Genomic DNA, 19,854 nt, shown 5'->3' on the forward strand with positions numbered 1-19,854 from the left:
CCCCCACCCCGCCGCTCTGCCCTCCCCCCTCGCTGGGACGCCGCCGGCCGCCCCGGCGCCCCGGGCGCCACCCCGCCCGTGGGCCCGGTGGAGACGGCGCTCCTGGCCCAGCTGGCCCCGGCCGTGGTGCCCCAGGTGCACTGGCTGCCGGGAGGCGGCGCGGTGCGGATCCTCGAAGGGGGGCCCTCCGAGGGCGCGCCCTCCACGGTCGTCCTCCTCCACGGGCGTGGGCACGCGGCGACCCACTGGTTCGCGTATGTGACGGCGCTGGCGCGGCAGCACCGGGTGCTGGCCCTGGACCTGCCCGGCTTCGGCCAGTCCACGCCGGCCGACGTGCGGGTGCGGTCCGCGGAGGACGCGGTGCGCTTCTTCACGGCGCCGGTGGAGGAGGCGCTGGGGATGCTCGCGCCGGGGCCGGTGTCCGTGGTCGGCCACTCGCTGGGCGGGCTGGTGGCGCTGGAGCTGGCGCTGCGCGGCGCGGTGCCGGTGGAGCGGCTGGTGCTGGTGGACGCGATGGGGCTGGGCCCCGAGATGCCGCGCGCCTCGCGCCTGTTCTTCCGCGCGGGGCCGGAGCGGCTGGCGCGAAACCTGGGCCCGTGGGCGATGGCGCGGATGCTGCCGCCACCGCCGACGCCGCTGGGAGAGCAGCTGGGCGCGCTCGGCTACGAGCTATTGAGCGTGCCCGGCGGCAGGCCGGAGGCCGCGCGGGCCTTCGACGCGCTGGTGCCGCTGACGGGCCCGCTGTTCCACCGCCGCGGGCGGCTGGGCGAGGTGAAGGTCCCCGTGCTCCTCGTCTGGGGCGAGCGCGACGAGACGCTGCCCGTCTCCCTGGCGGACGAGGCCGCGCGCGGGCTTCCCCAGGCCCGGGTGCTGCGCGTGGACTGCGGACACAGTCCGCAGTTGGAGCATCCCGAGCGCGTGCTCCCCGAGCTGAAGGCCTTCCTGGGCGCGGAGCCCCCGGGGCCGTGAGGTGGCGCTGCGTCCCCGGCGTCACGTGAACCGGGTACAGTCCTCCGCCGTGCCGAAAGACTTCCTCGACCTGGAGGCGACGCCGGAGCGGTTGCACGCGCTGGCGGACGCCCGAATCCTGAGCCCGGACGCGTACGGGCGCGCGCTGCACCTGGCGGTCGCCTCGCCAGCGCGGCCCGCGTGGCGCGCGTTCCTGGCCATGACGCTGATGGCCCTGGGCTCGCTGCTGGTGCTGGCGGGCGTGGTGTACTTCTTCGCCTTCAACTGGGCGGAGCTGGGGCGCTTCTCGAAGCTGGGCCTCATCAGCCTGGGCACCGCCGGGGCGGCGGTGGGCGCGTGGCGGCTGGGCGACAGGCCTGCGGGGCAGTTCGCGCTGCTCGCGGCCGCGGTGCTGGTGGGCCCGCTGCTCGCCGTGTACGGACAGGCGTACCAGACGGGCGCGGATCCCTATGAGCTGTTCATCGGCTGGGGCGTGCTCATCCTGCCGTGGGTGGCGCTGGCGCGCTTCACGCCGCTGTGGATGCTCCAGCTGGTGCTGATCAACACCGGCGTCATCCTCTTCTGGGGGCAGCGCATGGGGCACTTCGACTCGCACGAGGAGCGGCTGGCGCTGGTGCTGGGGCTCATCAACGGGTTCGCCTGGGCCACCTACGAGCACTTCGCCAACCGGAAGGTGTCCTGGCTCCAGGGGCGGTGGATGCCCCGCGTGTTGTCACTCATGGCGCTGACGCCGCTGGTGGGGCTGGGCATCCTGTTCATCGTGAGCCGGCACGACCGCTCGCTCGAGTCCGGCGCGGCCCTGCTGCTGGTGCTGGGCGCGCTGGTGGCCATCTACGCGCTGCACCGGCACCTGCATGGCGAGCTGTTCCTGCTCACCGTGGGCGCGGTGAGCGTCATCGCGCTCGTCACCACGGCGGTGGGCTACTTCCTCATCGAGGTGACGCGCACCGAGGAGCTGACCCTGTTCATCCTGCCCCTGGTGCTCATCGCGGAGGTGGGGCTCGCCGTGTACTGGCTGCGCCACGAGTCGCAGGTCACGGGCGTTTCGGAGGAGACCTGACCATGGCCCTGCGACCCACCATTCAAGACGTGCTGACGGGGCTCAAGGCCGAGGGCCACGTGGACGCGGAGGTGGAGGCCCGCGCCCGCACCGCCCTGGAGGTCCGGCAGAAGACCCTGGGCGCCTCCCCCTGGTTCGTGAAGGCGATGGCGGGGGCGGGCGCGTGGCTGTCCGCCGCGTTCCTGCTCAGCTTCTTCGCCTGCGTGGGCCTGTGGAAGGAAGAGGTGGCGCTCACCAGCCTGGGCCTCGTGCTGGCGGTGGCCTCGGTGTTCCTGCGCCGGAGCACGCAGGGGCCCTTCATGGAGCAGCTCGCCCTGGCCTTCTGCATGGCGGGCGTGGGCGCGTTCCTGCTGGGGCTGGGGCAGATGGACCAGGGCACCGTCACCATCGCGTTCGCGGGCATCGTGGCATCCCTGGCCCTGCTCGCCGTGTTCCCGGACCTCATCCTCTACTTCCTGGCGACGGTGGGCCTCTGCGTGTCCGTTGGGGTGCTGGAGCTGGAGCTGATCGGCGGCGTGGGCATCGACGTGTGGATGCTCGTGTGCGCCGCGGCGCTCTCCGGCCTCCTGCTCTTCGAGCCCTCGCTGCGGCACGGGCCGCTGGGAGCCCGCGTGGGGCCCATCGCCTTCGCGCTCGCGTGCGCCGTCCCCGGGTGGCTGCTGTTCCGCAGCTTCGAGGCCTCGCAGGAGGGCTTCCACTACGTCTTCCGCTTCGAGAACCAGTTCATGCCAGGCGCGTACATCTCCCTCTTGCTGGCGCTCCTCGTGGGCGCGACGGGGTGGCGGGTGCTGCGCGAGCTGGGGCTGGAGCATGACCGGCGCGTCTGGGTCCCCGCGCTCGGCGCGCTGGTGCTGCTCACGGTGATGACGATGAACACGCCGGGCGTGCTGGTGGCGGTGCTGCTGCTGACGCTGGGCTTCCACCGCCGCAGCCGCGTGATGCTGGGGCTGGCGGTGGCGTTCCTGCTGACGTTCGGCGCGTATTACTACTACGACCTCCGCATCACGCTGCTGGCCAAGGCGCTCGCGCTCACGGGCAGCGGGCTGGTGCTCCTGGGGGTGCGGCAGTTCTTCATCCGGCGGGAGCCCGCCGTGCTCACGGAGGCCCGATGAAACGCGGCGCCGTCATCTTCGGGGGGCTCGCGCTGGTGTTGCTCGCGCTCGCCTTCCTCGTCGTGCAGAAGGAGACCGTGCTCGCGCGGGGGCAGCTGGTGCTGCTGCGGCTGGCCCCGGTGGATCCGCGCTCGCTCATCCAGGGCGACTACATGGTGCTCGACTACGCCATCAACCAGGGCTGGCGCGAGGGCCGGGAGCAGCCCCAGGAGGACGGCAACGTCGTCCTGCGCCTGGACGAGCACCACGTGGGCGAGTTCGTGCGCTACGAGCCGCCCGCCTCCACGCTCGCGCCCGGCGAGGTGCGCCTGCGCTTCCGCATCCGCAACTCGCAGATGCGCCTGGGCGCGGAGGCCTTCTTCTTCCAGGAGGGCCACGCGGAGCGCTACGCGACGGCGCGCTACGGCGAGCTGCGCGTGATGGACAACGGCACCAGCGTGCTAGTGGGCCTGCGCGACGAGAACTACCAGCCGCTGGGCAGCGCCATCCACTGACCGAGGCCCGCGCGCCCCGGCCTCCCGGGGCGCGCCCGCGCGTCAGTCCGCGTCCACGCTCTCCAGCAGGTCGGAGAAGGGCGAGCCGTCCTCGCCCAGCACCTTGTAGAGGCTGTCCACCTTCTCCAGCTCGCGCTTGAGCGCCTTGTGGTGGTTGCGGTTCTTCACCAGGCTCTCGCGGCCCAGCAAGCGGAAGGCCTCGTCGCGGCCCACCTGGCGGATGGCCATGCCCAGCACCAGCCCCCGGAAGCCGTCCGCGTAGTCCAGGTCCAGCGGCGTGCCGCGCCGGCGCGCCTCGCCCACGAAGGCCTGCGCCGCGGCCCGCAGCGCCTCCGGCAGCGGGCGGCCGCCGGGGGACTGCTCGTAGTCCAGCGCCCGCGCCACGTGCTTCTCCTGGAGCACCAGGTCGCCCGTGCTGCCCGCGTGCTCCACCATCGCCAGCGTGTACGCACGCCGCACGATGTTGTCGAGCTGCCGCAGGTTGCCCGGCCACGAGCTGGTGGTCAGCAGCAGCTCCGCCTCCGGCGCCAGCCGCGCGGAGCCGTCCGGCAGCCGCTCGCGGTGGCGGCGGTTCACCATGTACCGCGCCCAGAGGGGGATCTCGTCCTGCCGGTCCTGGAGCGGCGGCATGCGCACCGGCAGCACGTTCACGCGGTAGTACAGGTCCTCGCGGAAGCGGCCGGCGCGCACCTGCGCGTGCAGGTCCGCGTTGGTGCCGATGATGAAGCGCACGTCCGCGAGCCTCTCGCCGGTGCCCTCGCCCAGCGGCCGGTAGCTGCGCGACTCCAGCAGGTGCAGCAGGCCCGCCTGCGCCTTCAGCGACAGCTTGTCGATCTCGTCGATGAACAGCGTGCCGCCGTCCGAGCGGGCCACCACGCCCGGCGCGTCGCGCACCGCGCCGGTGAAGGCGCCCTTCTTCCAGCCGAAGAGCTCCGCCATCTGGAGGTCCTCCGGCACCGTCACCAGGTCCAGCGTCTCGAAGGGCCTGCCCCGGCGGCCGGAGCGCTCATGGCACCAGCGCGCCAGGCGCGACTTGCCCGCGCCCGTGGCCCCGCTCACGAGGATGGTCTCGTCCTGGAGCGCGAAGGTCCGCAGGATGGGCAGCAGCTCCGCCATGGAGCGGCCCACCACGGGGAGGAACTCGTCCACCTCCGGCGTGGCCACCGGCCGCTGCGGCAGCGCGGTGAGGTACGGCGCGGCGATGTCCGTGAGCAGTTGGAGCGAATCGCCGGCGTCGCGCCAGACGAACTCCTGTCCCATGGCGGCCAGGCAGTCCGCCTCCAGCGAGATCATGCCCTCCATGCCCGCGGGCGTGCGCAGGGGCAGCACGCACACGTGCGTCGCGTGGCGCCCCAGGAAGCGCTGCTTGCTCTCGTTGCTGTGGAAGCCCGCGAGCCCCGGGTCGCCCGTCACCGGCGCGTCCGGCGCGTGCGGCTGCACCGTGCCGATGTTCACGTCGATGGACACCGCGCACCGGTGCTCCACCACCGCGCGCCACGCCGTCGCGGAGGTGAAGAAGGGCGTCCCGACCCCCGCGTCCGTCACCTCCCGCGCGCCCACGTCCAGCGCCGCCAGCCGGCGGTACGCCTCTCCAGGGCGCAGGTGGACGATGCCGCGCAGGACCCGGGCCCGGCCCGCATAGCGGCTGGCCGCCACCGCGGCCTCCGCCACGGCCAGCATCCGCTGCAACGTCGCCGCCGCCGCGGTCTCGAAGTCCCTGGAATCCCTGAGCGCAGCCATGAGCTGCGCCAACTCGTCTTGCATCCCCTCGCCTCCCGTGCGGAAGCCGCGCCACCGCCGACCGGCGAAGCCGTCCAGAAAACAGACGCGGACTCTATCGGAGATGGCGGGGAGGTGCGGATCCAGATGGAGAGCGCGGAAGGAGCGGCCCCTCCTTCCGCGCTCCGGGTGCATCTGGATGCGGTACACGCCGTTGCCGGGATGTGACGCCATGCCTTTGCGCACGCCGTGCCAGCAGGGTGGCTCCAGTGATTTCGCGGGGTCATGCGGCATCCCCCCTCCCCGCCTGCGTCCCAACGGGACGCAGGCGCGTCCCAATGGAACGCAGGCCCTGCACCGAGGGAACCCCCAGGCCTGGCAGCAGGCAACCGGCCGGGTCATTCCATACCAGTCAGGGCAGGCGCGGCGGGCTCCCGCCGCGCCAGACGCGCTCCCCGCGCGGCACGATGGGCACGCGGTCGAGGAAGAGGTCGCTCAGCCCCGGGAGCGCGCGTCCGGCTTCAGGACGAAGACGCGGTCCAGGCGCGGGCTGCCGCGCCCCACCGGCGAGTCCAGGTCGTAGTCGAAGTCGAACGTGGCCGCGACGCGCAGGCCCGACGTGCGGAACAGGCGCTTCACCTGGGCCTCGTCGTACGTGCGGAAGTACCACGTCGTCTCGATGAGCCAGTCCTTGCCCGGCCCGGTGACGCGCAGGCGGTTGCGCATGGGCGAGCGGCGCAGGCGCTTCTCCGGCAGGCCCTCGTGCGTGTTGCACACGACCTTGTCCGGGCCCACCTGCCCCACCCAGCGCTCGTGCTCGGGGCCGGAGCGCGCGTAGTCCGTGAGGTGGAAGCCCAGCACGTAGATGCCGTCGGGCTTGAGCAGGCGCCGGGTGCCCGTGAGGTGCTCCACCGCGGCCTTCTCGCTGTCCAGGTAGCGGAAGGTGGAGACCAGCGTGTGGGCCAGGTCCACGCGGCCCTCCAGCGCCGGGTCGAAGAACGCCTCCATGCGCGCCTGGGACAGCTTCACGCGGCGGCGCTCGGCGGGCGTCAGGCGCCTGCGCGCGTGCGCGAGCATGGCCTCCGACAGGTCATAGCCCGCGACCTTCAGGCCCCGGCCCGCGGCCTCGGCCACCAGCCGGCCCGCGCCGCACGCGGGCTCCAGCCACTGGCGGCCCCCCGTGCCGTAGCGCCGGCTCAGCGCCTGGAGGAAGTCCACCTCCCGCACGGTGTCCGTGCCGAAGATGGCCTCGTAGTACTCGGGGTGCTCGTACCAGTCCTTGCGTCGTTCCATGGCGCCTTCAGTGGTCCGCGTGCCCCAGGACGCGCGCGAGCACGAACATCACCAGCAGCCCTGCTGCCAATGCCACCAGGTTGCGTCCGGGCTTGTCCCTGCCGTGCTTGTTCACGTGCGGCAGCAGGTCCGACACCGCGATGTAGAGGAAGGTGCCGGCGGAGAAGGCCAGCGCCTTGGGGGCCAGCGACTCGAAGCGCATCACCGCGTCGAAGCCGAAGTAGAGCACCGCGCCCACCGGCACCATCAGCCCGTACAGCGCCGTGTACGCCAGGATGGTGCCGCGCTTCTTGCCCTCCGCCTGGAGGATGGACGCGAGCGAGAGCGAGGAGGGCACCTTGTGCGCGGTGATGGCCAGGAGCGCCATGGCGCCCACGCCCTCCTTCACCGAGGACCCCAGCGCGATGCCGTCGAAGAGCGTGTGCGTGGACAGGCCCAGGAACGCGCTGAGGCCCAGCGCGTGGCCGTGCACGTGCTCCGCGCAGTCCGGCGGCTCCTCGCAGGCGTGCGCGACGAGGTAGCGCTCCAGCACCAGCACGAAGAGGAAGCCCATGGGCACGAGCGCGAAGGCCCACCAGCCGCCGCCCTCGTAGGCCTCCGGGAGCATGTGGAAGAAGGCCGCGCCGAACATCACGCCCGCCGCGAAGGCCAGGAACGTCACGAGCCGCGTGGAGCGGTCGTTGAAGATGACCACGCCCGCGCCGGCCAGCGCGCTCACCACGACGATGAAGGAGTCCAGGATGACTTCGGCTACGACCGGCGACATGGGGGGCGCACCCTACTCCCAAAACGACGCCGTCAGTAGCTTCGCACCACCAGCACGGTCACCCGGCCCGGCCTCACCTCCACGAAGTGCGTGGTCGGCCGGCCCGGCGCATCTACCTGGACAGCGTGCCTTCCCCGCGGAAGCCGGAAGCGCGCCACCTGGAACTCCGCTGGCAGTGAGAGCCAGGAGCGCAGGTCCGCCTGGTTGCCCGCGTTGAGCACCAGGAAGGTGAGCAGGCCCAGCTCCTTGCTCTTCGTCAGCGCGCCCACGCCCGCGGCCACGCCCGCCTTCGCCACCGCGCCCGCGAGCTGCTTCGCCAGCATGCGGCCGATGCGGTCGTTCAGGTGCACCTGGGCCACGCGTGACAGCGACGTCACCGTCACCGCCTGCTCCGCCTGCCCCTCCACCGACACCCGCACCGGCGGTGTGCCACCGCGGTCCCGGTACACGGGCACCTCGATCAGGTCCCCGGAGTCGCCGTAGTCCCGCGACGCGCGCTCCTTCTGCGGCGACAGGCCCGCCTCCACCACCACGACGAGCTGCCCGTCGCCGGGGCCCGGCGGGTCATGCGCCACGCCCGGGAACTTCTGGGACAGCGTGGCGTAGGCGTCGTCGCGGCCCGTCTTCTTCGCCAGCCGCAGGAGCGGCTCCACCAGCCCGCCCAGCCGGGGCTCCAGCTCGTACGCCTTCATGTAGTCGATGAAGGCCGAGTCCCAGTCGCGCTGGTCCTCGTACAGCACGCCGCCCAGGTAGCGCGCGATGGCGAGCTGCTCGTAGGGCTTCTTCTCGTCGACGATCATCTTCTCCAGGCGCTCGTTGACGCGGCGGACCTCCACGAGCGCGTCCTCGTCCCGGCCCAGCTCCGTGTAGTTGAGCGCCTGGAGGACGGAGATCATCAGCTTCTCGAAGTCCTCGCCCCGGTAGGCGCGGCGCCGCTCGTTGCTGAGCAGCACGCCGGCCTCCTCGCTCACGGAGGTGATGTCCAGCTGCGACATGAGGTCGTCCGCCTGGGCCAGCACCTGCGTGCTCTCCTCCCACTGCCCGGCCGCGTGCAGCACCATGCCCTTGTCCAGCAGCAACAGGAGCTGGTCGCGCTCGGGGGCCTCCTTCTGCGCCTCGTCCAGCTCGCGCAGCGCGCGCGGATAGTCAGAGGTCTGGTACGCGGCGCGCACGGACGCCGTGCGCGCCACGTAGTCGCTGGCGCAGCCGGTGCCCATGACGCCCAGGGCCAGGACGAAGAGCAGGCCCCAACGCGCCGCCGGGGAGGCGGAGACGCGCGGGGCCTGGATCGCGATGTCGGGGGGGTTGGACACGGCGGGCGGCTACCAGCTCACGCCCTGCTTCTCGAACTTCTTGCGGATCTGCTTCTCGTCCGTCCACGCCAGGGTGCCGGTGCGCACGTCGTTCAGCTTCGCCGTCATCTTGTAATAGACGAGCTTGTCGCGGCCGACCTCCTGGATGATGGACGCGAGGTCGCCCGTCATCAGGAAGTCCACCGACGCCTGCTGGCCCGGGGCCTTGGCGGCGTTCGGGTTCACATAGCCGGACTGCTGGTACTCGTACTCCTCCGCGATGTCCTGGCGCGCGGCCTGGTCCACCAGCGCGAAGCGGCCCGTCTGCGCGAGCGCCGTCTGAATCTTGTCCGCCAGCGAGCGCATGTCGATGTGCTCACTGGTGCTGTTGCGCAGCTTGCCCACCAGCACGATGGGCAGCGGCGCGCCCTGGGGCGGCTGGGCGAAGCGCGGGGCGCTGGCGAGCGACTCGGCCATCTTCTTCGCGATGAGCTGCAGGTCGTTCTCGTTGAAGCGGTCCCCCAGCATCTCGATGGTGTTGGGGTCCTCGTAGGTGCCGCGCGTGAAGGCGCGGGGGCCTCCACAGCCGGCGAGCGACACGGCGAGGAGGGCGGACAGCAACAGGCGGCGGGTGTTCATGGTCGGTCGACTCCTAGTTCCATTCGCATTCGAAGCGGCTGCCTTCGAAGTTCCACTTGTAGGCAAGCACCGCGTCGCGGCGGTAGCCGGCCGTCAGCCGGCAGAGGCTCTGCAGCGAGGCGCGCGGATAGTCGAAGGTGTACGTCTGCGCCTTCGCGCGCTCCTGCGGGGTGAGCTGCGAGGGGTGCGTGAGCGTGGGGCTGGCGCTGGCCACCACCATCACGCGGTGCGCGCCGTAGGTCTTGAGCGGCACGGAGCCCGACAGCTGGATGCGGCGCACGGTGCGGGCCACCATGATGTCGCTGCGGTCCACCATGGTCTCGTGGGTGTTGCGGCGCTGCAGCAGCTCCGGGAGGTTCGCGGAGAACACGCGGGTGATGTCGCCGTCGTCCACGAAGAAGTAGAGGAACGCCTCGCGCGCGGTGCGGCCCTCCCCGGTGAAGTCCAGCGTCACCAGCAGGTTCAGCGCCCGGTTGGGCGCCAGGCCGTGGCGCGACACCGCCGCCAGCACCGCCTTGTCCACGCCCGCCTTCTTCAGGCGGATGAGGCCGTCCGCGCTCGCGTCGCAGGCGCAGCGGCGCTCCTCGATCATCTTCACCAGCTGCGCGGGCTCGAAGCCGGCCTGGGACAGCTTGGTCAGCTCCTCGTCGGTGAGCGGGAGCTGGTCCGACCGCTCATAGATGCGCGGCAGCTGGTTCGGGTCCCACTGGATGATGTTGTAGGTCTGCACGTCCCCCGACGGGAACGGCAGTGACATGGACGGCGCGGCGGCGCGGGGCGCCTGGGCCGTGGTCAACGCGACAGCGGCGGCGAGCAATTGAGCGATCATGGCGTTCGGTCAGAACCGGTATCCGACGTTCATGAACAACCGGTTCGTGACTCCTCCTCCCCCGATGGGGATGTCCGGCGAGTAGTGCAGCCCCATGAGCACGCGGTCGCGGCGGTCCAGGAAGAGCTCCGCGCCCACCTGCGGCGACAGTGCGAACCGCAGCCCCTCGCCCTCCGGGATGACGATGGCGCCCGCCTTGAGGCCGAGGGTGAAGGCCACCGGCCAGCCCCAGCTGCGGAAGGTGGGGCCCACGTTGCCGATGAAGCGCCCACCGTCGAAGACGTAGGCGCCGCTGACGTCCAGGCGGTACCAGTCATCTCCCCAGAGGGACACGGTGGCGCCCACGAAGAGCGGCGGGCCCTCCGGCGCGCCCCGGGGGTTCTCCTGGGAGTTGATGGCCGCGCCCCAGTCGAACTGGAGCGACACGCCGCGGCGGTTGTCGCCGTAGCCCCCCTTGCCGTACTCCGACTCCTCGGGCCCGTCGGTGCGGCCTCGATCCTGGGCGCTCGCGGTGAGCGGCGCGGCGACGGCCAGGAGCGCCAGGGCTCCGCACAACGTGACAGGACGCTTCATCTGATGAACTCCCCAGCGTGGGTGCGAATGCTCTTGTGCGCGTCTTACGCCGCGCCAGGCGCCATATTCATCGTGCGGCGAGCGTCCGCGCAAGCGCCTGTTTTCCCTGGTGCCCGGCGACATCAAGCCCGAGGCTCCGGGGCCCCCCGGGTGGCGTCCTCCTGGTCGTCCCGGGTGGAGGGGGGCAGCTGCGCGGGGCGGGACTCGCTGCGCACCATGGGCAGCCACTGGGGCTTCGAGCGCAGGAAGACGACCAGCCGCTCGCGCACGAGGAAGCGCAGGTCGCCCAGCTTGCTGGAGTTGGCGGCGCTCACCAGGGCGCGCACCGTGAGCGTCTTGTCCATCACGTCGAAGACGACCAGCGTCTTCACCCGGCCATCCCACAGCTCCCTGGCCTCGTTGGCGAGGATGCGGTCCAGCTCCGCGCGCAGCACGTCGATGTCCGCCGTGTAGTCCACCTGGAGGATGACGGTCCCCATCATCTCCGGGGAGCCCTTGCTCCAGTTCTGGAACGGCTTGTCCAGGAACTGGTTGATGGGGATGACCATGCGCCGCTGGTCCCAGATGCGCAGCACCACGTAGGTGAGGGTGATCTCCTCGATGGTGCCGAACTCGCCCTCCACCAGCACGTTGTCGCCGATGCTGACGGGCTGGGTGATGGAGAGCTGGATGCCGGCCAGCAGCGAGGACAGCGACTTCTGCGCGGCGAGGCCGATGGCGAGGCCGGCGATACCCGCGGAGGCCAGCAGCGACACGCCCACGTTGCGCACCACCTCGAACTGCATGAGCAGGAGCGCGGCGGCGATGACGTAGGTGGCCACCTCGAAGACGGCGCGCAGCACGGCCAGCTGCGTGCGCAGCGAGCGCGCGCGGGGGTGGGTGCTGGACTCGGAGGTGACGCGGCTCTGGACGTAGGCCTCCGACACGCGGAGGAAGCGCAGGATGAACCACGCCACCGCGACGATGGTGAGGGAGTAGCTCACCCGGTCGCTCAGCAGCTTCAGCCTGGGCGGCAGGAGCAGGAACGAGGTGCCCAGCGCCAGCAGGATGGCGAAGAAGGGCAGCCGCAGCGGTCCCCGGCCCGCGCCGACGAGCTGGTCATCCCAGGTGATGCGCGTCCAGCGCACCACCCGCAGCGCGGCGGCCAGCAGGAGCTTCTCCAGGGCGTAGGAGAGGATCCACGCGCCCAGGAGCGTCACCGTCAGGCCCAGCCACTGCCACGGCTCCAACCCCAGCACCGTGCGGTCGAAGAAGACGGCCGGCAGCGTCTCGGTGAGCAGCGGGCCGTACTCCTCGAAGAGCGGGTCCACCATCTTCACGGTGGGCTCGGACACCACCCAGATGGGCGTGTTGTCCACGGTGAAGCGCTGGAGCCGGATGGGCACGCTCTCGCCCTTGAGCGGGATGGCCCCCAGCGACACGAAGCGCGAGGTGGGCGACTCGCCCTCCGGCGTCTTCGGCAGGACGGACGTGTCCACCGACAGCTCGCGGTTCAGGACGAACTTCAGCTTCCGCGCCAGCTGGGCGCCCTGCGCGCGCTGCTCGTCGGCGGGAAGGTGGTCCAGGTAGAGGTAGTAGGCGGCGCGCGCGTAGTCCCCGCGATGCACCGCGTCCAGGAAGCCCTGCGCCGTGGCGCGCGGCGACGAGCGGTCCAGGTCCTGGGGGACCTGCCCCAGGCCGTTGTCGAGGGCCAGCACGGGGAGGCCAGCGAGGACGCACCCCAGGAGAAGGAGGGCCACCAGGACCCGGGAGGCATGGCGCTTCATGGGCGCCTCCTTACTCCTTTTCGGTTCGGTTGCCGGGGAAAGACGGTGGGTGCTTCCGAGCCCGCCCGGCCGCTGGGATGCCCGGGCGTGAGAACAGGAAACCCCTGCCGGAACGAGAGACGGGAAAGCATTGGTGCGCCGCTGGGTGGTGGGCTAGAACCGACCCCCAAGGAAGGTCGCCGTGTCCGAAGAGAAGCGAAGAATCCTCCTCATTGACGACAGCGAGATCACCCTCGCCATGGAGAAGGCCGTCCTGGAGGCGCGGGGCTACGAGGTCGTGGCCACCTCCACGCTCATGGAGTTTGAGAAAACGCTGCAGAGCTGGCGACCGGACCTCATCCTCACGGACATCCACATGCCCGAGGCGAAGGGCACGGACATCTGCCGCACGCTGAAGAACGAGTACAACACGCAGGACATCCCCATCGTGCTGTTCTCCAGCCTGCCGGACGACGAGCTGTCGAAGCTGGCCGAGCAGGTGGGCGCGGACGGCTCGCTCTCCAAGGTGAACGGCCTGGAGGCGATGGGCGAGAAGATCGACGAACTGGTGCAGAGCATCCTCTGGTGATGACGATGCGCGCGGCCGTCCTCGCGGTGCTCGTGAGCGCGCTCCTCGCCGGTTGCAGACGCCAGGAGCCGCGAGCCCCGGAGAACGGCGCGGGCGGCGCGCCCACGCAGCAGCAGGCGGCCTCCCCCACTCCCGCGGCGCCTCCGGGCGCGGTGCTCTTCATCTCTGCGGACACGCGCGGCTACCTGGGCCCCTGCGGCTGTAGCGAGAACATGCGCGGCGGCATTGGCCGGGCGGCGTTCCAGGTGCAGGAGGCGCGCAGGGGCGGCCAGCCGGTGCTCTACATCGACGGCGGCAACAGCCTCTTCGGGGAGGCGCACCTCAAGGCGGAGCAGGTGCCGCAGGAGGAGCTGAAGGCGAAGGCGCTCGCGGACGCGTTCCGCGCCATGGGCATCGCCGCGCGCGCCACGGGCGAGCTGGACGACACGCGCGGCGCGGCCTTCCGCCAGGGGCTGGGGCTGCCGGAGGTTCCCCCGGGCGGCGTGAAGGTGCTGGACGCGGGCGCGCGCAAGGTGGGCGTGGTGGCGGCGGCGTCCGGCGAGGCGCTGGTGAAGGCGAGCCAGCAGGCGCGCGCGCAGGGCGCGGACTTCGTGGTGGGCCTGCTGGACCAGCCGCTGGAGGCCGCGCAGGCCGCCGCCGCGCTGCCGGGCCTGGCCGCGAACCTGGTGGTGGCCACGCACAGCGCCGGTGAGTTCTCCGCGGAGGAGAACCGGCTGGTGCGCTCCGACGTGCCGGTGGTGGCGGTGCAGAGCAAGGGGCGCTCCCTCTTGCGCGTGGACCTGACGTACGCGCCGGCGAAGGGGGCCTTCCTGCCGCAGCGCTCGCGAGGGGACGTGGAGCGCGAGGTGACGGCGCTGGAGCAGCGCATCGCGCTCCTGGACAAGGAGATTGCCCTGCCCGGCATCGACCCGAAGCTGAAGGCGCTGAAGCAGGGCAAGCGCGACGAGCTCGCGGCGCGCAAGCAGGGCCTCCTCACCGCGCCGCCGGAGCCCGCCACGGACGTCAACGGCTTCGCGCTGCGCTTCCTGCCGCTGGAGTCCAACCTGCCCACCGCGCCGGACGCGCAGGCGCTGGTGAAGGCCTACGACGCGGACGTGGGCCAGCTGAACCTGGCGTGGGCGAAGGAGCACGGCCAGGACTGCCCGCGCCCGGAGAAGGGCCAGGCGGGCTTCGTCGGCAGCGCGGCGTGCGCGGACTGCCACCCGGAGGCGGCCGCCGTGTGGGAAGGCACCCAGCACCACCACGCGTGGAAGACGCTGGAGGGGGTGGGCAAGCAGCACCACCTCAACTGCATCGGCTGCCACGTCACCGGCTGGCAGAAGCCCGGCGGCGTGTGCCGGCTGGACAAGGTCGCGGGCCGCGAGGACGTGGGCTGCGAGAGCTGCCACGGCCCGGGCTCCCGGCACGTGGACGCGCCGAGCCCCGCCACCATCGTGGGCAAGCCGGGGCAGGCCGTCTGCGTCACCTGCCACAACGCGGAGAACTCGCCGCACTTCGACTTCGCCACCTACCTGCCGCGCATCCTCGGCCCCGGCCATGGCGGAACGGGGAAGAGCGGCCAGGCAGGAGAGCCCCCGGCGAGATAGGGTCGCTCGCCCCCACGTGGGGTCCTTCCGGGGGGCACACCCGGCGACTTGTTGTTTGACTGTCAAGAAAGCTGGCGAATACTGCGGCCTTCGCCTGCTTCTGGGCGACCTCGCCTGGCGTTCCCATGCCGCATCTTCCATTCCTCCTGCTTGCCCTGGCCTCGGTTCCCTCCTCGCAGGGCGCGGCGCCGTCACCGGTGCCGCCGCCTGGCGTGCATGCGGTGGCCCCCAAGGAAGGCCCCACGCTGGCGGCGGATGGCCACCTGGCCACGGCCCCCTCTCCCATGGAGGAAGGCGAGGAGACGGAGGAGGTGGAGTCCGAGTCCGCCGAGCTGGAGGAACTGCGCGCGCTGGAGGGCGCGACGCTGGACCCGGAGGCGAAGCCGAACGCGGAGATGATGCAGTCGCTGCGGCGGCTGGGCCTGACCAACCCGTTGCGGCTGCGAATGTTGGACGCGCTGGAGGAGCCCACCTTCCGCGAGGACGACACGGCTCCGCCGCTGGCGCGCATCACGGACCTGGCGAGCTTCGACATTTCGCAGGTGAAGGACCGCTACGACATCCCGGTGGACATGCAGCCGCTGGTGGCCGAGTACATCCAGTTCTTCCAGGGCCCCGGCCGCAAGTGGTTCCGCAAGTGGATGGCGCGCTCCACGCGCTACCTGCCGGTGATGCAGCCCATCCTGGAGGCGAAGGGCCTGCCCCGGGACACGGTGTACCTGGCGATGATCGAGAGCGGCTTCTCCGCGAACGCGTACTCGTGGGCGCACGCGGCGGGGCCGTGGCAGTTCATCTCCAGCACGGGCAAGCAGTACGGCCTCAAGCAGGACTTCTGGGTGGACGAGCGGCGCGACCCCATCAAGGCCACGCAGGCGGCGGCGGCGTACCTGAAGGACCTCTACGGCGAGCTGGGCCACTGGTACCTGGCGTGGGCGGGCTACAACACGGGCTCGTACCGGGTGCGCAAGATGGTGGAGCGCTACGGGACGAACGACTTCTGGGTGTTGGCGGAGGAGCGCGGGCTGGCGAAGGAGACGAAGCACTACGTGCCCAAGCTCATCGCCGCGGCGCTGGTGGCGAAGAACCCCACCGCGTTCGGCTTCTCCGAGGAGGAGTTCCAGTACGAGTCCACGCTGGAATACGACGAGGTGAAGCTCACGGACGCGACGGACCTGGACGTGGTGGCGCGCGCGGCCGGGGTGAGCGTGGCGGACGTGCAGGAGCTGAACCCGGAGCTGCGGCGCTGGTGCACGCCCCCGGCGACGGCCTCGAAGCCCTACGTGCTGAAGCTGCCGCGCGGCACCACGACGCGCTTCGCGGAGAACCTGGCGAAGCTGTCGCCGGCGGACCGGCTGACGTTCCGGGTGCACACGGTGAAGAAGGGCGACACGCTGTCGCAGATCGCCCAGAAGTACGGCACGGCGCCGGAGGCCATCCTCCAGATGAACCGGCTGAAGAGCGCGCGGGTGCTGAAGGTGCGCGCGGAGCTGGTGATTCCGGTGCCGGCGAACGGCCGGGGTGGCAGCGGCGACGCGGGCGTCGGCGGCGCGCTGGCGTCGAAGGTGGCGCAGGCGCGGCGCAGCGGCGTGGTGGCGACGCGGCCGGAGGACGAGATCCCGGCGGGCACGCCCCGCGGCCCCGTGGCGGCGGGCCCGGTGAAGACGGAGAAGGTGGATGGCAAGACGCGCATCACCTACGGCGTGCAGGAGGGCGACAGCCTGTGGCTCATCGCCAACCGCTTCCAGGTGTCGGTGGACGACCTGAAGAAGTGGAACAACCTGCCCCGCCGCAACCGCACGCTGTCGGTGGGCACGCTGCTCGCCGTGTGGCCGCCGGACTCCAAGGGCGCGGCGCCGGCGAAGGTGGAGGAGCGCGGCGGCACCATCGTGGTGGCCAACGCCGTCGCGGGCCAGGCGCCCGTGGGCCCCAAGGGCAAGGTGCACACGCTGGCCGAGGGCGAGACGCTCTGGTCGGTGTCGCAGCGCTACAACGTGTCCGTCGAGGACATCATGAAGTGGAACCACATCAAGGACCACCGCACGGTCCCCACCGGCAAGCTGCTGTCGTTGAGCGCGCCGTAGCGGCCGGAGGGCATGGCGCGACGGCCGGGACCTTGCAGTCCCCGGCGCCATGCTCGCATCCGCACTGGACCGGCAGTCACCGCCGCTTCCCCCTGAAACGCCCGACACGCGCGAGCCCGCGCCTGTCCTGTCCGTCCTGCCCCGTGGAGTCGAACGTCCGGGGGACGGGATGGTGTCCGGAGCCAACTCGCTGACGCGCTTCAGCGGGCCCGCGCCGCTCGCGCGGGCGGTCCGCCCGTCACCGGGCTTGGATGGCCAGTCCAGCGGCCCATCCGCCGCGCCCGCTCCCGACAGCCTGTCCTCCTTCGAGCAGCGCGCAGGCGGCGTCGTGGCAGGCACGGCGGCGTCCATCGGGGCGCGCAGCCCGGTGCCGCAGGTGGCCGAGGCGCCTCGGGTGGCGGGCGGGAACGAGGTCGTCTCGACGGCTCCAGGTGCGTCCACGCGGCCTGTGAGCACGCAGGGGGCCGCGGGCATGCCGGTGGCTGCCGGCCTGCTCACTCGCCCCCTGGAGCATCCGCGCTTCGCCGGCTCGCCGCAGCTCGCGGACGTGGCGTCCGGCGCGGCGGTGCTGGGCGCGGGGGCGAAGGGGGATGGGCTTCGCGCGGTGCAGGGCGCGCTCCTGGACATGGGGTTCGCGCTGTACGGCGGCGCGGACGGCCGCTACGGCCCGGACACGGCCCGCGCGCTCCGCGACTTCCAGGTGCATGCGGGCCTGCGCTCCAGCGGCGTGCTCGACGCCGCGACGCTGCGGGCCCTGGAGGCGCTCGCCCCCGCGCCGGGCTCCCGGGGACAGTCGCGCGCCCTGCCCTCTCCCTTCTACGCGGGCCAGCCGGTGCGCGTGGTCATCGCGCTGCGCGAGCACCGCACCTTCCTCTTCGACCCGGCGGGACAGCTCGTGGACATCTTCCCCAACGCGGTGGGCACCGCCGCCACGCCCACGCATTCGGGCCTCAAGGTCGTTCGGGCGAAGCTGGATCAGGTGGCCACCGAGGACGCGGGCGCGCGGCTGTGGAACGACCGGCACGTGTTCGGCGCGCGGCTCCTGGACCTGTCCTGGGTGGATGGCCGCCGCAGCGGCGAGGAGCTGCACGGCACCAGCGCCCCCGCCCTGCTCGGGGGCGACGTGTCCCACGGCTGCATCCGCCACGCGAACGAGGCCATCCTCGTGCTGCATGACGCGCTCGCCGTGGGCGACCGCATCGCGGTGGTGGAGACGCTCCAGGACCCGCACCTGGGCGTCCCCGTCACCGCGGGCGCGTAGCGGCCCGCCGCTCGCCGGCTACTGCTCCTCGAGGAGCATCTTCAGCTCCCGCACGCGCTTGCTGATGTAGTCGCGGTCCAGCTTGCGGAAGTTCTCCGGCAGGAGCGCCCGGCTGGTGCACTCCTGCACCGCCACCAGGTTCTGCATCTCGATCTCCAGCGGGTAGCTGGGCGGCACGAAGTCCGCCAGCACCGCGGACAGGTCGTCCTTCGTCACCTGGTCGCGCCCCTCCGCCAGCGCGCGGAACTTCGAGCGCACCATCACCGCCTCGATGTCCGCGCCGCTGAAGGCGCGCACGCCGCCGGGGATGAGCGCGGCGAAGGACTCCACGCCCTCCACCGACACGCCCGTCTTCTTGCTCATCGCCTGGAACAGCTCGTTCCGCTCCTCGTCCGTCTGCGGATAGAAGAGCGCGAGGTGCTCCTCCGCGCGGCCCTGGCGCTTCAGGTCGATGGGCAGCAGGTCCGGCCGCGCCGTCAGCAGGAACCAGACGATCTTCCCGCGGTACTGCGTGTTGCCCATGAAGGACGCGATGGAGCCGAAGATGCGGCTGCTCGTGCCCGAGTCCCCGCCGGAGTCGCGGTTGCCGAGGAAGGTGTCCGCCTCGTCCACCATCACCGCCACCGGCCACAGGGCCTTCAGCAGGTTGAAGATCTTCTCCAGGTTGGACTCCGTCACGCCCTGCCACTGGCTGCGGAAGTTCAGGAACTTCACCACCGGGATGCCAATCTCGCCAGCGAAGCAGCTCACCATGAACGTCTTGCCCGTGCCCACCGGCCCGCTCACCAGGTAGCCCATGGGCATGACCTCGATGCGGCCCTTCTTCAGCGCGGACGCCGCCTGCCGCAGCATCTGCTTGGCGGGCGCGTGCCCCGCCACCGCGTCCAGCGTGTGCGCGGGCTCGATGAACTCCAGGAGGCCGTGGCACTCCGCCTGGATGAGCTCCTTCTTCTTCTCCTTGAGCAGCTCCGGGGTGATGCGCACCTGGCGCTCCAGCGCCTCCGTGAGCACGCGGTCCAGGTTGATGCGCGACAGGCCCGCCGTCATCTTCGCCAGGCCCGCCAGCGGCACCTCCGACACCGACTGGAGCTTCTTGCCCTCCAGCTTGGAGCGCACGTACTCCAGGCGCTCCTCCTCCGTGGGCAGCGGCAGCTCGATGGGCGCCACGTACGGGTTGCGGCTGATGCGCGGCGACACGTCCGCCAGGTTCTCCGCCAGCAGCACCACCGATACGTCGCCCGCCAGGAACTGCGGGTCGTGCGCCCACTTGTCCAGCGTGGCCACCACGAAGCGGTCCTCCGCGGACAGGTGGCTCATCTCCCCGCCGGGCACCAGCGTCTCCGCGAAGTCGATGATGAGCGCCAGCGAGCGGCCCTCGCTCAGGCGCATGCGCAGGAAGTTCTCCAGGATTTGCAGCGCCCGGCCCGGGTCGCGCGGCAGGACCTTGGAGAAGTCCGTGCCGTACATGGCGTCGTAGCCGGTCATGGCCCGCGCCAGGTCCTTCTGCGTCTCCGGCGTCGCGGAGCGGATGCCGGATGAGCGGTCGTAGAACAGGACGTGGTCGCGCCCGCCGAACAGCTCCTCGGACAGGAACGTCTTGAGCGTCCCGAAGCCGCGCCCGCCGTCCTCCAGCTGAAGGGGCTGCAGGTCCCTCACGGCCCCGTACAGCAGGAAGGTGCTGACCGTCTTCGTGTAGTACTTGCGCGCCAGCTGCTGCGCCCACCGGGGCAGATCCGCCAGCGGATCCGCCTTGTTCACCTTACGCACCTTCGTCACGGACATCCCTCCGGCGCCGCTCCCCCCCAGGGACATCCGGGGGGAGGACCCCCAGGCCTACCTTAAGTGT

General features: G+C 71.6%; 17 protein-coding genes. 8 read left to right on the forward strand and 9 right to left on the reverse strand.

The window, feature by feature from the left end; genetic code table 11:
- Positions 1-78 precede the first annotated feature (78 nt).
- Genes U8525_RS30570 through U8525_RS30585 form a run of 4 tightly spaced genes read left to right on the forward strand, consistent with a single transcriptional unit; the run spans position 79 to position 3,635 of the window.
- Entirely contained in the window at positions 79-969 is an 891-nt protein-coding gene (locus tag U8525_RS30570; RefSeq protein WP_374270293.1) for an alpha/beta fold hydrolase, read from the forward strand.
- 49 nt (positions 970-1,018) lie between these two features.
- Positions 1,019-2,029 carry a DUF2157 domain-containing protein gene (locus U8525_RS30575; RefSeq protein ID WP_374270237.1) on the forward strand — a complete coding sequence of 337 codons (1,011 nt, stop codon included), beginning with the start codon at positions 1,019-1,021 and terminating at the stop codon, positions 2,027-2,029.
- Between the two features lie 2 nt (positions 2,030-2,031).
- A complete protein-coding gene (locus tag U8525_RS30580; RefSeq protein WP_374270238.1) occupies positions 2,032-3,141 on the forward strand; it encodes a DUF4401 domain-containing protein in 1,110 nt (369 codons plus the stop codon).
- Positions 3,138-3,635 (forward strand): GDYXXLXY domain-containing protein, encoded by a 498-nt coding sequence (locus U8525_RS30585; RefSeq protein WP_374270239.1) that lies wholly within the window; start codon positions 3,138-3,140, stop codon positions 3,633-3,635. Before U8525_RS30580 ends, U8525_RS30585 begins: the two co-directional genes overlap by 4 nt.
- 42 nt (positions 3,636-3,677) lie before the next feature.
- On the opposite strand, the gene U8525_RS30590 is transcribed toward U8525_RS30585, so the two are convergent.
- The 8 genes from U8525_RS30590 to U8525_RS30625 all read right to left on the reverse strand — a co-directional run bounded on the left by U8525_RS30590 (position 3,678) and on the right by U8525_RS30625 (position 12,512).
- Positions 3,678-5,399, reverse strand: a complete 1,722-nt coding sequence (locus U8525_RS30590) for a sigma-54-dependent transcriptional regulator (protein ID WP_374270240.1) — start codon at positions 5,397-5,399, stop codon at positions 3,678-3,680.
- A gap of 450 nt (positions 5,400-5,849) precedes the next feature.
- Positions 5,850-6,647, reverse strand: a complete 798-nt coding sequence (locus tag U8525_RS30595; RefSeq protein ID WP_374270241.1) for a class I SAM-dependent methyltransferase — start codon at positions 6,645-6,647, stop codon at positions 5,850-5,852.
- A gap of 7 nt (positions 6,648-6,654) precedes the next feature.
- A complete protein-coding gene (locus U8525_RS30600) occupies positions 6,655-7,413 on the reverse strand; it encodes a ZIP family metal transporter (RefSeq protein WP_374270242.1) in 759 nt (252 codons plus the stop codon).
- Between the two features lie 32 nt (positions 7,414-7,445).
- Positions 7,446-8,726 (reverse strand): COG3014 family protein, encoded by a 1,281-nt coding sequence (locus U8525_RS30605; protein WP_374270243.1) that lies wholly within the window; start codon positions 8,724-8,726, stop codon positions 7,446-7,448.
- 9 nt (positions 8,727-8,735) lie between these two features.
- A complete protein-coding gene (gene lpoB, locus U8525_RS30610) occupies positions 8,736-9,344 on the reverse strand; it encodes a penicillin-binding protein activator LpoB (protein ID WP_374270244.1) in 609 nt (202 codons plus the stop codon).
- Positions 9,345-9,357: 13 nt separating this feature from the next.
- Positions 9,358-10,173: a hypothetical protein gene (locus tag U8525_RS30615; RefSeq protein WP_374270245.1), complete on the reverse strand. Its 816-nt coding sequence runs from the start codon at positions 10,171-10,173 to the stop codon at positions 9,358-9,360.
- 9 nt (positions 10,174-10,182) lie between these two features.
- Positions 10,183-10,746: a hypothetical protein gene (locus U8525_RS30620; protein WP_374270246.1), complete on the reverse strand. Its 564-nt coding sequence runs from the start codon at positions 10,744-10,746 to the stop codon at positions 10,183-10,185.
- A 122-nt stretch (positions 10,747-10,868) separates the two neighbouring features.
- Positions 10,869-12,512: a mechanosensitive ion channel family protein gene (locus tag U8525_RS30625; protein WP_374270247.1), complete on the reverse strand. Its 1,644-nt coding sequence runs from the start codon at positions 12,510-12,512 to the stop codon at positions 10,869-10,871.
- 181 nt (positions 12,513-12,693) lie between these two features.
- On the opposite strand from U8525_RS30625, the gene U8525_RS30630 reads away from it, so the two are divergent.
- From U8525_RS30630 to U8525_RS30645, 4 genes are all read left to right on the forward strand, one after another.
- Positions 12,694-13,080 carry a PleD family two-component system response regulator gene (locus U8525_RS30630; protein ID WP_014398957.1) on the forward strand — a complete coding sequence of 129 codons (387 nt, stop codon included), beginning with the start codon at positions 12,694-12,696 and terminating at the stop codon, positions 13,078-13,080.
- 5 nt (positions 13,081-13,085) lie between these two features.
- Positions 13,086-14,666: a multiheme c-type cytochrome gene (locus U8525_RS30635; protein ID WP_374270248.1), complete on the forward strand. Its 1,581-nt coding sequence runs from the start codon at positions 13,086-13,088 to the stop codon at positions 14,664-14,666.
- 125 nt (positions 14,667-14,791) lie between these two features.
- Positions 14,792-16,747: a LysM peptidoglycan-binding domain-containing protein gene (locus U8525_RS30640; RefSeq protein ID WP_374270249.1), complete on the forward strand. Its 1,956-nt coding sequence runs from the start codon at positions 14,792-14,794 to the stop codon at positions 16,745-16,747.
- A gap of 49 nt (positions 16,748-16,796) precedes the next feature.
- A complete protein-coding gene (locus U8525_RS30645) occupies positions 16,797-18,008 on the forward strand; it encodes a peptidoglycan-binding protein (RefSeq protein ID WP_374270250.1) in 1,212 nt (403 codons plus the stop codon).
- A gap of 18 nt (positions 18,009-18,026) precedes the next feature.
- Here the strand turns inward: U8525_RS30645 and U8525_RS30650 are convergent, their stop codons facing one another.
- Positions 18,027-19,784, reverse strand: a complete 1,758-nt coding sequence (locus U8525_RS30650) for an ATP-binding protein (protein WP_374270251.1) — start codon at positions 19,782-19,784, stop codon at positions 18,027-18,029.
- Between the last annotated feature and the right edge of the window lie 70 nt (positions 19,785-19,854).

Origin of the sequence: Corallococcus sp. RDP092CA, assembly GCF_041903675.1 — a bacterium.
Classification (GTDB): Bacteria; Myxococcota; Myxococcia; order Myxococcales; family Myxococcaceae; genus Corallococcus.